Below are 14,478 nucleotides of genomic sequence, written 5' to 3'. Positions count from 1 at the left end.
GGCGCGCCAACGGTCACATCCGCCACAAACGTCTCCTGCCCCTGGCGACTCGACGTCGCGGTACAGACGCCCGCGCATGCCGCGCTGGGTGACCTGCTGAGCTACGCCGGCGCCGAACCGCTGGTGCCGGGCACGCTGGTGCGGGTGCCGCTGGGCAAGCGCGAGGTGCTGGGCGTGGTCTGGAACGAGCCGACCTCGCTGGAGGGCGCCGAGCCCGACATGGCGCTCAAACCCGTGGGTGCGGCGCTCGACGCGCTGGCGCCGCTGGGCGAGGCCTGGCGCGACCTGGTGGCGTTTGCCGGGCGCTACTACCAGCGCTCGATCGGCGAGATCGCGCTGGCCGCCCTGCCGCCGCAGCTGCGCGACCTGAGCACGACGCAACTGGCGCGCCGCCTCAAGCGCAAGACCACGGTCGGGCCGGTGGCCGAGACGGCCGAATCCGCGAACCTGATCGCCCTCTCCGAAGAACAGACGGCCGCGCTGGCCCGCATCGAGGCCGGCACCGGCACCTTCCTGCTGGTGGGCAGCACCGGCAGCGGCAAGACCGAGGTCTACCTGCGCTGCGTGGCCAACCTGCTGGCGCGCGACCCCGAGGCGCAGGCGCTGGTGATGGTGCCCGAGATCAACCTCACGCCGCAGCTCGAGGCCCGCTTCAAGGCGCGCTTCGGCGACGAGGCCGTGGTGTCGCTGCACAGCGGCATGACCAACCCGCAGCGGCTGGCGAGCTGGCTGGCGGCGCACAGCGGCGCCGCGCGCATCGTGCTGGGCACGCGCATGGCGGTGTTCGCGTCGATCCCGGGGCTGAAGCTCATCGTGGTCGACGAGGAGCACGACCCGAGCTACAAGCAGCAGGAAGGCGCGCGCTACTCGGCGCGCGACCTCGCCGTGTGGCGCGGCCAGCGCGAAAAAGCCAAGGTGATCCTGGGCTCGGCCACGCCCTCGCTCGAGAGCTGGCACCAGAGCCGGCCGCCCGAGGGCGACGACCCGGGCGGGCGCTATGTGCGGCTGGCCATGCCGTCGCGCATCGGCGCGGGCGCGCTGCCGGCGGTGCGGCTCGTGGACATGAACCTGCAGCCGCCGAAGACGGTGATTTCGGGCGCGCTGCTCGACGCCATCGGCCAGCGCATCGCGCGCGGCGAGCAGAGCATGATCTTCCTGAACCGGCGCGGCTATGCGCCGGTGCTGGCCTGCGGCGACTGCGGCTGGAAGAGCGAATGCCCGCACTGCAGCGCCTACCGCGTGTTCCACAAGATCGACCGCACGCTGCGCTGCCACCACTGCGGTTTCACCGAGCGTGTGCCGCGCGCCTGCCCGGCCTGCGGCAACCCCGACATCGCGCCCGTGGGCCGCGGCACCGAGCGGCTCGAAGAGCACCTGGCCGAGCTGTTCGCGGGCGTGAAGCATGCGGACGGCAGCGCGGTGCGCATCGCGCGCATCGACGCCGACAGCACGAAGAAACAGGGCGCGCTCGAATCGCAGCTCGCGGCCGTGCACGCGGGCGAGGTCGACGTGCTCGTCGGCACGCAGATGATCGCCAAGGGCCACGACTTCCGCCGCATCACGCTGGTGGCCGCCGTGAACCCCGACGGCGCGCTGTTCTCCAGCGACTTCCGCGCGCCCGAGCGTCTGTTCAGCCTGTTGATGCAGTCCGCCGGCCGCGCGGGCCGCGACGCCGCCTACCTCGCGGCGCAAGGCGCCAAGGCCGAGATGTGGATCCAGACGCACCACGCGCCGCACCCGCTGTTCGCGGCGCTGCGCCGGCACGACTACGAAGCCTTCGCCAAGCAGCAGCTGGAGGAACGCCAGGCCGCCGCCATGCCGCCGTTCGCGTTCCAGGCGCTGGTGCGCGCCGACGCGCGCGAGCAGGCGGTGGCGCAGGGCTTCCTGAACCTCGCGGCCGACCAGGCCGAGGCGCTGCCCGGCGCCGACCTGGTCACGCGCTACCCGGCGGTGCCGCTGGCGATCCAGCGCGTGGCCAACGTGGAGCGCGCGCAGATGCTCATCGAAAGCCCCTCACGCGCCGCGCTGCAGCGCCTGCTGGCCGCCTGGCAGCCGCTGCTGCACGAGCTGCGGCGCACGCCCGAAGGCAAGGGCGTGATCCGCTGGCTGGTGGACGTGGACCCGCACAGCATCTGAGCGCGGTGCGTGTGCCTGCGCCTGCTTCAGCGCGGACGCAGGATGCGGTTGCGCAGGCCTTCGGGCTTGTGCAGAAGGGGCGCGGCGGGGCCGGTGGCAACACGCCTGGCGAGGCGACCGCCGGGCACGGCAGGGCAGACGCCCGTGACCTGATGCGAGAGCGCGGCGGCCAGGCGCGCCTCCGCCGGATCGCCGAGCGCATGGCCGAAATCGTCGGGCATGGCGCAGGTGGGAGCGATGCCGTCCGGGTAGTCGCCGAAGCCCTTGGCGTTCACGCCCTGGAACTGCACACCGAAATAGGTGGTGCCGCAGTTGTCCCGGGGATAGAAGCCGTAAGGCTTGCCGCAGGTGGTGCCACCGATCTGGATCACGTCGATGTCGATGCCGCGCAGGCCGTTGATGAACGCCTCGCTGGCCGAGCAGGTGTCGGGGCCCGTGAGCACGTAGACGCGTCGCAGGTCGAGGCTGGGCAGGGGCTCGTTGGCTGGAGAAAGAAAGCCCAGGGTGGTGGGCCAGAACGGCGTGGGCGCGAGCGCGTCGCCGGTCACCGGATTGCGCTCGGTGTGCTTGTGGTTGAACCGCATGGTCTCGAAGGTCTTGCCACGCGTCTGCGTCTCGCCGGCGACCATGAAGCCCAGTTGGCTGGCCAGGTCCAGATAGCCGCCGCCGTTGTAGCGCAGGTCGACGACCAGCTCGGTGGCCCGCTGCGTGCGCAGATGCTCGATGGCCGCCTTCAGTTGCAGCTCCGCAGTCCCGATGTGGTCGTTGAACTGCAGGTAGCCGACCGTGCGGCCCCCGTGCGGGAAGGTCTTGATGTTCTGGACAGGCACCGAGGTCACGGCGGTGGCCTTCAGCGTGACCTCGCGCTCGATGCCGCTGACGACATCGCGGACGGTGAAACGCGTGAGCGTCCCCGGCGCGGCGGGAAAAAGCCCCGCGTTGATGATGTCGATGCCTTCGTCCGTGTTGTTGTTCACGAAATCGACGTCGTTGACCATGAGCACCTGGTCGCCGCGCCGCAGGCCGCCAGCCGGCGCAGCTGCGGGGGAGCCGGGCTCCACATAGGCCACGAGCAGATCGCGTGGCGGGCTGACGGCAAACATCGCCCACTGCGCCCCATAGCCGACGGACGTGCCAGCGCGCACGAGCGCATCCCACTCCTCGGTGGTGTAGGTGAAATGGAACTGGTCCTTGTCCCTGCCCGAGGGCGTCACGGCGTGGGTCTTGAGCAGGTCGAAATAGTCGGCCGTGGCGTAGCGCGCGGGGTCCAGGTCCGGGACCTCGTCGTACCAGAGGTAGGTGTCGTTGACCCATGCGCGCAGCCAGTTGTTCTCGTCGAGCGTGCGGCCGGTCTTGTCGGCGAAGGGCTGGCCGTCGTAGTCGGTGCCGGTGCGCGGCGCCGCGCAGCGGTCCTTATAGAGGCTCGCGGTCCGAAACACGCCCTCGACCCACGGCGCGTTGCGCAAGGCATCGCCGTCGTCGGGCACGTCGGGCGGCGTCGCGGGCGGGGTGGTGACAGGCGGCGGGGTGGTCGTGCCGCTGTTCGGCCAGAAGCTGACGCCCGAGCCCCCGTCTCCTCCACCACCGCAGGCGACGAGCACGGCCGTCGGAACGGCCAGCAGCAGAAGACGGGCGAAACGAAAACGCAGAGGGAAAAGAGACACGGCGAAGTTCCTGGAGGGCGGTAAGGCGCCGCCATCCTAGGAAGCTCTGCGCTGCAGCGCATTGGACCAAAGTCCTATGCGCGGCACGAACGCGCCGTATCGATCGTCAGTGGTAGCCGGTGGGCTCCTTGCCCATGTCGACGTAGCGCAGCTCGTTGTGCCGTCGCCGCGCGACGCTGATCGGCCAGGCGAACACGACGAGGCTCAGCGCGGCGAGCGCGAGCGCGGCAGCGGTGCCGAGCGTGCCGGCATGCCAGAACCAGCCCACCGCAGCGAGCCAGGCCAACCACATCAGGATGCGAACCAGTATTGCCATCGAGCGCCCCATTCACACCTTGGACTCGGAACCACTGTAGCAGCGCAACTGCATACGCAAGCATTCATCTGAAGAGATAACGCACGCTATGCCTTAAGACATGCCCTGGGATTACCCCGAAATAATCTGCAAAAAGAGTTGACGGTACCCCCGGCCTTGCACAAGCTGTGCCTGTGCGGTTCCATCGCCGGGTCCGCGTTGTTTCGTGCCCGTTCGCTTGATGCAAAGGTCGCCGTGAAATCGTCGTCTCTTCTGGCTGGGGTCGTTGTTGCTGTCGCCGTGTCGCTGTCGTGCCTTGCTGTTGCAGGGTCCGCGGGCGCGGCGGAGCTCGAACTGCAGGGTCGTCGGCTGGTGGTGTCGGGCACGCTCGACGGCAGCAAGGTCAAGGCCTTCACCGAACACCTGGGCAGCGGCACGGTGCGCACCGTGGTCTTCGAAGACTCGTTCGGCGGCACCGCCGAAGCGGCCGGTGCGTATGCCGACGCGATCCGCGAGAGCGGCGTGCAGACCGAGGTGCGCGGCCATTGCATGGCGGCCTGTGCCTACGCGTTCCTGGCCGGCAAGACGCACCGCTTCGGACGCGGCCTGCAGGTCAACGGCATCCTGGTGCCGGTGGCGACCCGCCCCACGGCGGCCGAGCTGGCGGTGCGTTGGCGCGGCGAGGAGGCCCGCAAGACACTGGCCGACTTCACGCCCGCCCCTGCCACCACCGACGCGGCACGCCCGATCGAAACCAGCGCCGCGGCGCCCGCGCCCAAGGACAACTGGCAGCCCGACCACGGCGTGCTCTTCACGGCCAGCCCGACGCTGTTCGGCCGCGTCTACAACACGTATTACTGCGACGGCACGCAGGGCCGCGACTTCTCGAAGTGCGAGCGGCTGTCGGATGCCGATCCGTACAAGCTCGGCGTGCTGACCGAGTGACGCCCCCGGTCAGCGCAGCGCGCCGACCGCCACCGGAAAGGTGAAGAACGCCGCCACCGTCGTCCACAGGATGATGCGGGCGATGCGGCCGTTGTCGGCGCCGAAGCGCTCGGCCAGCATCGACACGTTGCTCGCGCTCGGCAGCGCCGCAACCAGCACGATCACGGCCAGCGCCGACGGTGCCAGCGGCAGCCCCAGCGCGATGGCGCCGAGCCCCAGCGCCCAGACCGCCAGCGGATGCAGCACCAGCTTCACGAGCACCACGGGCAGCACGTCGGCCAGCGGCGCTTTCGGCGCGGGCCCGGCGCCGGTGCCCATCGCCGCCGCCACCATGGCGCTGGCACCGTGCTCGCGCGCCAGCAGCGCCGAGCGCGCCAGCACCGCGCCGATGGTGAAGAGCGCCACCGGCGAGGCCGCGTCGGCCAGCATGGCGATCGTGCGCTCGACCGGCCCGGGCAGCGGCCAGCGCACGGCCGACAGCAGCACGCCCAGCAGGATCGACCACGGCATCGGGTTCACGAGGATGCCGCGCAGCGCCTTGCGCGCGGCCAGCGTGGCGCCGTGTCGGCCCGCGCTGCCGGCGCCGTCGAGCCGCGACAGCGCGATGCACAGCGACGAGGTCACGACCAGGTCGAACGCGATGGTGATGATGATCGGCCCGGCCGCCTGCGCGCCCAGCAGTGCCACCAGCAGCGGCACGCCCATGAAGCCGGTGTTCGGAAAGGCCGCCACCAGCGCGCCGAAGGCCGCGTCGTTCCAGCCGATGCGCGCATTGCGCGTGAACAGCACCACGCCCGCCACCACGGCCAGCGCGCAGATGCCCCAAATCAGTGCAACGCTGCCGTCCAGCAGCTGCGCGATGGGCGTGCCGGCGCCGAAGCGCAGCAGCATGCAGGGCAGCGCGAAATACAGCACGAAGGTGTTGAGCCCCGGAATCGCCTCCAGCGGCAGGATGCGGGTGCGGGCGGCGGCGTAGCCGGCCGCGATCAGGGCGAAGAAAGGAAAAGTAACAAGGAAAACAGGCAGCACGCCGGCATTGTCGTCCTCCTTCGTCGCGCGATGCCCGCTGACACAGGCGGCCACAGCCGGGCCCGTATCATTGCCCGCTTTGCGACGGTCGCGCCCTGCGGCCCCCTCCTGCGTTTTCGCGTTCCCGCTTTCCCGGTCCCCCCTCCCCCATGTCCCACGGTCTCAATCTCGCCCAGCAAGAAGCGGTCAACTACATGCACGGTCCCTGTCTGGTGCTCGCTGGCGCGGGCTCGGGCAAGACGCGCGTGATCACGCACAAGATCGGCCGGCTGATCCAGTCGGGCCTGAAGCCCGAGCGCATCGCGGCCATCACCTTCACGAACAAGGCGGCCGCCGAAATGCGCGAGCGCGCCAAGGACCTGATCGGGCGCGACGCGCGCAAGGTGGTGGTGTGCACCTTCCACGCACTGGGCGTGCGCATGATGCGCGAGGACGGCCACGTGCTGGGCCTGAAGAAGGCCTTCAGCATCCTGGACGCCGACGACGTCACCAAGATCTTGAAAGACTGCGGCGGCACCGTCGACATCGCCACCGCCCGCATCTGGCAGTGGACGATCAGCAAGTGGAAGAACATGGGCCTGAACGCTGCGCAGGCCGCGGCCGCCGCGGTGGACGACAACGAGCGCATCACGGCCGAGATCATGGTCCAGTACGAAGAGCGGCTGCAGGCCTACCAGAGCGTGGACTTCGACGACCTCATCGGCATGCCGCTGAAGCTGCTGTACGAGTTCCCCGAGGTGCGCGCCAAGTGGCAGGCCATGCTGGGCCACATCCTCGTCGACGAATACCAGGACACCAACGCCACGCAGTACGAAGTGCTCAAGGCACTGGCCGGCGAGCGCGGCCAGTTCACGGCCGTGGGCGACGACGACCAGTCGATCTACGGCTGGCGCGGCGCCACGCTGGACAACCTGAAGAAGCTGCCGGTCGACTACCCGACGCTCAAGGTCATCAAGCTGGAGCAGAACTACCGCTCCACCAGCGCCATTCTTCGCGCGGCCAACAACGTGATCGGCCCCAACCCCAAGCTGTTTCCGAAGACGCTGTTCTCCGAGCTCGGCGAAGGCGAGCCGGTGCGCATCGTCGATGCCGACACCGAGCTGCACGAGGCCGAGCGCACGGTGGCGCGCATCATCAGCCTGCGCGCGGGCGACACGGTGTCGCAGGGCAAGCAGTACAAGGAGTTCCGCGACTTCGCGATCCTGTACCGCGCCAACCACCAGGCGCGCATCTTCGAACAGGCGCTGCGCAAGGCGCAGATTCCCTACAAGGTGTCGGGCGGCCAGAGCTTCTTCGACCGCGCCGAAATCAAGGACCTGTGCGGCTGGTTCCGCCTGTGGGTCAACAACGACGACGACCCGGCGTTCCTGCGCGCCATCACCACGCCCAAGCGCGGCATCGGCCACACCACGCTGGCCAGCCTGGGCAGCTTTGCGAGCCAGTACAAGCTGAGCCTGTTCGCGGCGCTGTTCAGCCCCTCGCTGCCGAGCGTGATTCCCAAGCGCACGCTCGACGGCGTGCACGAGTTCGGCCGCTACATCAACGACCTGGAATACCGCGCGCGCCGCACCATGGGCGCCGAAGCCTCTCGGGCCTTCATGCTCGAGTGGCTCAAGGAGATCGACTACGAGCGCCATCTCTACGAAGGCGAAGACAGCGAGGCCGCAGCCGCCACGCGCTGGACCAACGTGCTGGAGTTCGTCGACTGGATGTCGCAGCGCGCCGGCGGTTCGCTCGACGACGCCTCGGGCGCCGACGACACGAACCCGAACGAGCACAAGAGCCTGCTCGAAGTGGCGCAGACCATCTCGCTGCTGTCGACCATCAGCGAGCGCGAGCAGGACCAGAACGTGGTCACGCTCTCGACGTTGCATGCATCGAAGGGCCTCGAATGGCCGCACGTGATGCTCATCGGCGTGACCGAAGGCCTGCTGCCCTTCAAGCTCGACGACGACAACGGCCGCCAGAAGGTGGTGAGCGACGAGACCACGCAGCGCCTGCAGGAAGAACGCCGCCTGATGTACGTGGGCATCACGCGCGCCCAGCGCAGCCTGGCCGTGAGCTGGACCAAGAAGCGCAAGCAGGGCCGCGACATGGTGCCCTGCATGCCGAGCCGCTTCATCGCCGAGATGGGCCTGGACAAGGCCACGACCAAGGAAGACCCGCGCGAGAAACTGAAGGCGCTGCGCGCCGAGTTCGCACGCAAGGCGCAAGACAGCGCGGCCAAGGCCGCCGCCACGCCATGAGGACGACGGCGACGGTCGCAGTCGCGCTGCTCGCCGCTGCCCTCGCGGCCGGTTGCGCAACGCCCCGCGACCCCAACTGCCCCGCCGATGCACGCGAGCTGCCGCTGCAGGCGCTGTACGGCCAGTGGGACGCCCGCTTCGACGACCTGCCCGGCACGGCCGTCGTGCAGCTGGGCAAGCACCCCGAGTACGCCGGCGTGCGCGGCACCATCACGCGCCGCGCCGATGCCTCCACGAAGACCACCGTCGCGCAGCTCGCGGGCGACGTCGACGACGAGGGCGCGCTGTCCATCGACGAATCGCTGGACGGCCGCGCCATCAGCGGCGTCTGGTCGGGCACGCTGCAGCCCGGAGCCTGCGGCCGCGAGTTCCGCGGCACGTGGCGCGACGCCGCGACCGAGCGCACGCACCCGTTCGTGCTGCGCAAGACCGTCGCACAGGAAGGAAAGCCATGAAGACGACACGACGACACCCTGCTTCTTTGTTCGATCTGCGCACCGTCGCCGCCGTGGCCGCCTGCCTCGGTGCCGCATCTGTCGCACAAGCACAAGCCGTCGACAAGCCCGCCAGTCCGCTGGCCGATGCACAACTCACCTGGCAGCAGTGCGCCGCGCTCGGCGCGAACAACGAAGCGCGCCTGGCCTGCTACGACCGCTGGTCGCAACAACAGACGCTGCCCTCGGTGTCGGTGCCCGTGGCGCCGCCGGTGCTCGCGAGCACGCAGCCGCCGGTGGACGGCACGATCCCGGCCACGCGCGTGGTCTCGGTCGCCACCACCGAAGGCTGCCGCGACCGCCAGTACTCGACGCTGTCGCGCTTCTGGGAACTCGAGAACGCCACCGACTGCGGCACCTTCGGCTTCCGCGGCTACCGCCCGCTCACCGTGTCGGCTTCGGCCGCCACCGACAGGCCCCAGCCGCCCACCTCGCCGTCGGCCGGCCACACGGCCGAGCCCGTGGCCTACCAGGCCAACGAAATGCGCATCGGCCTGTCGGTGCGCACCAAGCTCGCGCAGGGCATGCTCACGCAGAACGACCCGGTCAAGAAAGACTCGCTGTGGTTCGCGTACTCGCAGCAGTCGACCTGGCAGCTGTTCAACGGCGCGATCTCGCGGCCCTTCCGCACCACCGACCACGAACCCGAGCTGATGTATGTCTACCCGACCGACTTCAAGCTGCCCGGCGGATGGCGCTGGCGCTATGCGGGCGTGGGCATCGTGCACCAGTCGAACGGCCAGAGCCTGCCGCTGTCGCGCAGCTGGAACCGCGTGTACCTGATGGGCGGCGTGGAGCTGGACGACCGCTTCACCATCACCGGCCGCGTCTGGAAGCGCATGTCCGAAAGCGCCGCGAAGGACGACAACCCCGACATCGCCGACTACATCGGCCGCGCCGAAGTCACGGGCCGCTGGAACCTCAACCGCGACAACCAGCTGGGCATCACGGTGCGCAACAACCTGCGCGACAGCGGCCGGGGTTCGGTGCGCCTCGAATGGCTGAAGGCCATCGGCGACCCGACCAAGAGCAACCTGCGCTTCCACACGCAGCTGTTCCATGGCTACGGCGACACGCTGGTGGACTACAACCGCAAGCGCACGGTGCTGAGCATCGGCCTCAGCCTCGTCGATTTCTGATCTTCCTCACTTCCCGAGCCCCACAGATGAGTGCAGACCTCTCCCCCGTCGATGCCACGCAGCGCGAGATCATCGCGGCCCTGCACGTGGCGCCCGTCTTCGATGCCGCCGCCGAACTCGGGCGGCGCACCGACTTCCTTGCCGACTACCTGCGCAGCACCGGCCTGAAGACGCTGGTGCTGGGCATCAGCGGCGGCGTCGATTCGCTGACCGCCGGCTGCCTTGCGCAGCGCGCGGTCGAGACGCTGCGCGCCGAAGGCCGCGACGCCACCTTCATCGCGATGCGCCTGCCCTACGGCGTGCAGCGCGACGAAGCCGAGGCGCAGGCGGGGCTGGCGGTGATCCGCCCCGACCGCCTGCTGACGGTGGACATCCGCCCCGCCGCCGATGCGATGCTGGCCGCACTGCACGCCGGCGGGCTCGCGTTTCGCGACGCGGCGCACGAGGACTTCGTGCTCGGCAACATCAAGGCACGCCAGCGCATGATTGCGCAGTTCGCGGTGGCCGGCGCGCACGACGGGCTCGTGATCGGCACCGACCACGCGGCCGAAGCGCTGATGGGCTTCTTCACCAAGTTCGGCGACGGCGCGGCCGACATCACGCCGCTCACCGGCCTCAACAAGCGCCGCGTGCGCGCGGTGGCGCAGCTGCTGGGCGCGCCCGATGCGCTGGTCTACAAGGTGCCCACGGCCGACCTGGAGTCGCTGGTGCCGGGCAAGCCCGACGAAGACGCCTTCGGCGTGAGCTACGAGCAGATCGACGATTTCCTCGAAGGCAAGCCGGTGTCGGCCGCGGCGCGCGCGGTGATCTTGTCGACGCACCGCAAGAGCGCCCACAAGCGGGCACTGCCGGTCGAGCCGCCCGTACCGAAGTGACGCATTCCGCGTGACAAACGGATCACATTGAAGTCCCCGAAAGGGATGCTTCGATGCATGTGTAAAGCATCGGACGAAAAAAAGTCGCGAAATGCCAGCCTGAGAGGGAGTTGATTAACCTTTAGGTATCAATTGGTGTGCTTTTGTCTGCAAGAATTTTGGACGACCGGACACACAGTCCGGCCTTCTGGAACCTTCATGCTTGACGTAGTGAAACCCGAAATCCTGGTGGTCGACGACGATCCCGAAGTCTGCGAGACGCTGGTCGACCTGCTGGAGTCGTCGGGCTTTCGCGCACAGGCCGTGCCGGACGGCCTGGCCATGGCAGCCCGGCTCGACCAGCGCGCGTTCTCGCTCGTGATCATCGACCTGCGGCTGAAGAAGGAAGACGGCATCGAGCTCGCGCGCCAGCTGCGCACGCGCTCGCGCATCCCCATCATCATCCTCACCGGCCAGGGTACGGCGGCCGATCGCATCCTGGGCCTCGAAACGGCCGTCGACGATTTCATCGCCAAGCCCTTCGACAACCGCGAACTGGTCGCGCGCATCCGCGCCCTGCTGCGTCGCTCGGCCGAGACCGGCATGCCGCGCTCGCTGCGCACCGACCGCCTGAGCCACGAGCGCTACCTGTTCGGCGACTGGTCGCTCAACATCACCGCGCGCGAGCTGCTGCACAGCGACGGCACGCCCTGCGAGCTGACGCACGGCGAGTTCGCCCCGCTCGAGGTCTTCGTGCTGCATGCGAACCGCGTCATCGACCGCGAGCAGCTGCTGCTCAAGACGCGCAGCGCCCAGTCGGATGCGGTGAGCCGCACGATCGACGTGCTGGTGTCGCGCCTGCGCCGCAAGATCGAGGACGACCCGGACCATCCGCGCTTCATCTGCACGGAACGCGGCGCGGGCTACCGCTTTGCCGCGAACGTGGTGCGCTGCTGAAACAGCAGCACCCGCACGCCCCATGACAGGCCCCCCCGCCCCCTCGCACGCGCCTGCGCGCACCCGCTCGCGCTCATGCAGCCTGCGCGGGCAGTGGATCTTCACCTTCGGCGTGCTGGCCATCACCACGCTGGTGCTGGCCGCCGTGGCGATGGTGGCGCTGTTCAACGCCAAGGCCGCGATCCAGGGCTTCGACGAGCGCATCCTGCCGTCGGTGGCGAAGTCGCTCGCGCTGTCGGAACGCGTCACGCACCTGGCGGCGGCTGCGCCTTACGTGGCGGAGGTTTCGATCTCGGCGCGCCTCAACCAGGAGAAGGCCGAGCTGCTGAAACGGCAGGACGAGGCGCGCGCGCTCGCGGCGCAGCTGCCGCCGGCCAGCGGATCGGCCACCGGTATCCCGCAGGTGCTCGGCGCAATGCAGGGGGTGCTGGAAGACCTGATCGAGTTCAAGCGCCGCGACCTCGCGCTGCGGGAAGAAGGCCGCGGGCGCATCCACGCGCTGAGCCAGATGGAGCACCGGATCGCCGACCTGCCCGAGCGCACCCGGTACGCGGCCGACCACGCGCTGCAGCTGCTGCGCGTGGCCCTGTACGCCCACAACACGCTCGACCTGGACGAGGCCGAGCGGGTCTATCGCGCCCACGCCGCTTCCGGCAACGCCTTGCGCATCGACGCGGCGGTCCGCGCGCAGATCGCCGCGCAGGCCGACAGCATCTTCGCGCTGCGCAGGCAGCACCTCGCACTGCGCGACCGCAAGACCCTGTTGCTCACCTCCACACGCATGCTCTCGGAAGACCTCACGCGCTCGGTCGACCGCCATGTGGCGGCGCTCAGTGCCGAGGTGTCGTCGCGCGAGCATTCGGTGGGCCTGATCGTGCGTTCGGGACTCATCGCAGTCACGCTCGCGCTGCTGGTGGCGGGCGCCGCGCTGATGCTCGGGTTCTGGAGCCTGCGCGATTCGATGCGCGACCTCACGCGCGTCACCTCCGCCATCACCGAGCTGTCGCACGGCAACGCCGGCGCACCGCCCGATGTCCCGCGGCGCGACGACGAGGTCGGCGCACTCATCCGCGCCTTCAACGTGTTCCGCGACAACACGCTGTCGATGCGGCGGATGGGCGCGGACATCTCGGAGCAGCGGCGCCTGCTGCGCACGGTGCTCGACAGCATCGACGACGGCCTGGGCGCGTTCGACGCCGAAGGCCGCCTGGTGGCCTGGAACCCGCGCTTCGCCGCGCTGCTGCGCCTGCCCGCGCAGGCGATCCATACCGGCGCGACGCTCGACGCGCTGCGCACGGCGCTGCCGGCGCTGGCCGACGGCCGCCCCGGCGTCGACCTGCTGGGGCCGCCCGATGCGCAGCGGCGGCGCGACGACTACCTGCTCGACAACGGGCAGGTGCTGGCCGTGCGCAACCACCCCATGCCGGCGGGCGGCTTCGTCACGCTGTACAGCGACCAGAGCGAGAGTCGCGCGCTCGAACGTCAGGTGCGCCAGGCGCAGAAGATGGAAGTGCTGGGCCAGCTCACCGGCGGCGTGGCGCACGACTTCAACAACCTGCTGGCGGCGGTCTTCAGCAACCTGCAGCTGCTGCAGGCGCGCGACGACCTGTCGCCCGACATGCGCCGGATCGTCGACCGCGCGTTCCGGGCCTCGGAGCGCGGCGCGGTGCTCACGACGCGCTTGCTGGCCTTCGCGCGTCGGCAGACGCTGCGCGCTGAAGTGCTCGACGTGGACCAGATGCTCACCGGGCTGCAGGACCTGGTCGCGTACTCGCTGGGCAAGGACATCCGCGTCGAACTCGACCTGCAGGCCAACGGGGCCTGCGTGCTGGTCGATGGCGGGCAGCTCGAGAACGCGATCCTCAACCTGGCGCTGAACGGCGGGGCCGCGATGCCCCGGGGCGGTGTGCTCACGCTGCACAGCGCATGGCATCCCGCCGGCGCGGGTGCTGCAGCCCAGGGAGCCCTGGTGGAGATCCGCGTCAGCGACACGGGCAGCGGCATGCCGCCCGGCGTGCTGGAGCACATCTTCGAGCCCTTCTTCTCGACCAAGAAGAACGAAGGCAGCGGACTGGGCCTGAGCATCGTCTACGGCTTCGTCAAGCAGTCCGGCGGCGACATCCGGGTCCGCAGCGCGGTGGGGCAAGGCACCGCCTTCACGCTGGTGCTGCCGCAGGCGCCCCCGCATTCGGCACCGGCATGTGCGCCGCCGCCGCCTGCGTTGTCGCTCGCACGGATGCGCGTGCTGCTGGTGGACGACGACACCGATGTCCGCGATGCCACCTTCGAATTCCTGAAAGGGCGCGGCGCGCGGGTGCAGGCCGCCGCCTGCTCGACAGAAGCGGCCTCGGCACTCGAGGCCCAGGTCTTCGACCTGGTGCTGTCCGACGTCGACCTGGGCCCCGGCGGCGACGGCCTGCAGCTGAAGGAAGATGTGCGCCGCCTCTACCCCGGCACCGCCGTGGTGTTGTTCTCGGGGCTTCCCTCCGACCTGCTCGCGCGCCGCTACGCGGTGCCGCCGCACACGCGCATCCTGCGCAAGCCGTTCCTGACAGGCGAGCTGCTCCAGGCCATTGCGCAGGCACTGGCGCCAGCACGCACCGACTCGCCGGCCTCCGACGCGCTCCCGGCCTGAACCGCAGCCTTGCTGCGACCCGGAGGTCGCGCGCGAACGGAACACTTGTTTGCATTGCGAGTGTTTCGTCATCTCTTTTCACTG

General features: G+C 69.6%; 11 protein-coding genes. 8 read left to right on the top strand and 3 right to left on the bottom strand.

The window, feature by feature from the left end; genetic code table 11:
* Window positions 1-84 precede the first annotated feature (84 nt).
* On the top strand, window positions 85-2,136 hold the full coding sequence (priA, locus tag AC07Q9_RS26020) for a replication restart helicase PriA (protein ID WP_495312397.1): 2,052 nt from the start codon (window positions 85-87) through the stop codon (window positions 2,134-2,136).
* 26 nt (window positions 2,137-2,162) lie between these two features.
* Here priA and AC07Q9_RS26015 read toward each other — a convergent pair whose 3' ends face one another.
* Both AC07Q9_RS26015 and AC07Q9_RS26010 read right to left on the bottom strand, forming a co-directional pair.
* The gene (locus AC07Q9_RS26015) at window positions 2,163-3,800 is read right to left on the bottom strand and encodes a S41 family peptidase (RefSeq protein ID WP_495312281.1); all 1,638 of its coding nucleotides are present in this window, start codon (window positions 3,798-3,800) and stop codon (window positions 2,163-2,165) included.
* 106 nt (window positions 3,801-3,906) lie between these two features.
* Window positions 3,907-4,116 carry a hypothetical protein gene (locus tag AC07Q9_RS26010; RefSeq protein ID WP_489060899.1) on the bottom strand — a complete coding sequence of 70 codons (210 nt, stop codon included), beginning with the start codon at window positions 4,114-4,116 and terminating at the stop codon, window positions 3,907-3,909.
* A 234-nt stretch (window positions 4,117-4,350) separates the two neighbouring features.
* Here AC07Q9_RS26010 and AC07Q9_RS26005 point away from each other — a divergent pair, with 234 nt between their 5' ends.
* A complete protein-coding gene (locus tag AC07Q9_RS26005) occupies window positions 4,351-5,040 on the top strand; it encodes a hypothetical protein (protein WP_489060897.1) in 690 nt (229 codons plus the stop codon).
* Window positions 5,041-5,049: 9 nt separating this feature from the next.
* Here AC07Q9_RS26005 and AC07Q9_RS26000 read toward each other — a convergent pair whose 3' ends face one another.
* Window positions 5,050-6,069 (bottom strand): AEC family transporter, encoded by a 1,020-nt coding sequence (locus AC07Q9_RS26000; RefSeq protein WP_495312280.1) that lies wholly within the window; start codon window positions 6,067-6,069, stop codon window positions 5,050-5,052.
* Window positions 6,070-6,218: 149 nt separating this feature from the next.
* Here AC07Q9_RS26000 and AC07Q9_RS25995 point away from each other — a divergent pair, with 149 nt between their 5' ends.
* From AC07Q9_RS25995 to AC07Q9_RS25970, 6 genes are all read left to right on the top strand, one after another.
* Window positions 6,219-8,315: an ATP-dependent helicase gene (locus AC07Q9_RS25995; RefSeq protein ID WP_489060894.1), complete on the top strand. Its 2,097-nt coding sequence runs from the start codon at window positions 6,219-6,221 to the stop codon at window positions 8,313-8,315.
* The gene (locus AC07Q9_RS25990) at window positions 8,312-8,770 is read left to right on the top strand and encodes a hypothetical protein (protein WP_369631110.1); all 459 of its coding nucleotides are present in this window, start codon (window positions 8,312-8,314) and stop codon (window positions 8,768-8,770) included. Before AC07Q9_RS25995 ends, AC07Q9_RS25990 begins: the two co-directional genes overlap by 4 nt.
* Window positions 8,767-9,948 carry a phospholipase A gene (locus AC07Q9_RS25985; RefSeq protein ID WP_495312279.1) on the top strand — a complete coding sequence of 394 codons (1,182 nt, stop codon included), beginning with the start codon at window positions 8,767-8,769 and terminating at the stop codon, window positions 9,946-9,948. The genes AC07Q9_RS25990 and AC07Q9_RS25985 overlap by 4 nt, the downstream gene beginning before the upstream one ends.
* A 26-nt stretch (window positions 9,949-9,974) precedes the next feature.
* Window positions 9,975-10,823: an NAD(+) synthase gene (gene nadE, locus AC07Q9_RS25980; RefSeq protein ID WP_495312278.1), complete on the top strand. Its 849-nt coding sequence runs from the start codon at window positions 9,975-9,977 to the stop codon at window positions 10,821-10,823.
* 198 nt (window positions 10,824-11,021) lie between these two features.
* Window positions 11,022-11,759, top strand: coding sequence for a response regulator (locus AC07Q9_RS25975; RefSeq protein WP_495312277.1), 738 nt, complete (start codon window positions 11,022-11,024; stop codon window positions 11,757-11,759).
* 22 nt (window positions 11,760-11,781) lie between these two features.
* A complete protein-coding gene (locus tag AC07Q9_RS25970) occupies window positions 11,782-14,394 on the top strand; it encodes a hybrid sensor histidine kinase/response regulator (RefSeq protein WP_495312276.1) in 2,613 nt (870 codons plus the stop codon).
* Window positions 14,395-14,478: the final 84 nt, after the last annotated feature.

Source organism: Variovorax sp. GW821-FHT09A10 (assembly GCF_059418385.1).
This window is presented reverse-complemented; position numbering and strand designations above follow the sequence as displayed.

Bases quoted from the DNA above. Each gene is read 5' to 3' on its own strand.
- AC07Q9_RS25990 (WP_369631110.1), top strand. From the start codon at position 8,312: ATGAGGACGACGGCGACGGTCGCAGTCGCGCTGCTCGCCGCTGCCCTC.
- nadE (WP_495312278.1), top strand. From the start codon at position 9,975: ATGAGTGCAGACCTCTCCCCCGTCGATGCCACGCAGCGCGAGATCATC.
- AC07Q9_RS25985 (WP_495312279.1), top strand. From the start codon at position 8,767: ATGAAGACGACACGACGACACCCTGCTTCTTTGTTCGATCTGCGCACC.
- AC07Q9_RS25970 (WP_495312276.1), top strand. From the start codon at position 11,782: ATGACAGGCCCCCCCGCCCCCTCGCACGCGCCTGCGCGCACCCGCTCG.
- AC07Q9_RS25975 (WP_495312277.1), top strand. From the start codon at position 11,022: ATGCTTGACGTAGTGAAACCCGAAATCCTGGTGGTCGACGACGATCCC.
- AC07Q9_RS26010 (WP_489060899.1), bottom strand. From the start codon at position 4,116: ATGGCAATACTGGTTCGCATCCTGATGTGGTTGGCCTGGCTCGCTGCG.
- AC07Q9_RS25995 (WP_489060894.1), top strand. From the start codon at position 6,219: ATGTCCCACGGTCTCAATCTCGCCCAGCAAGAAGCGGTCAACTACATG.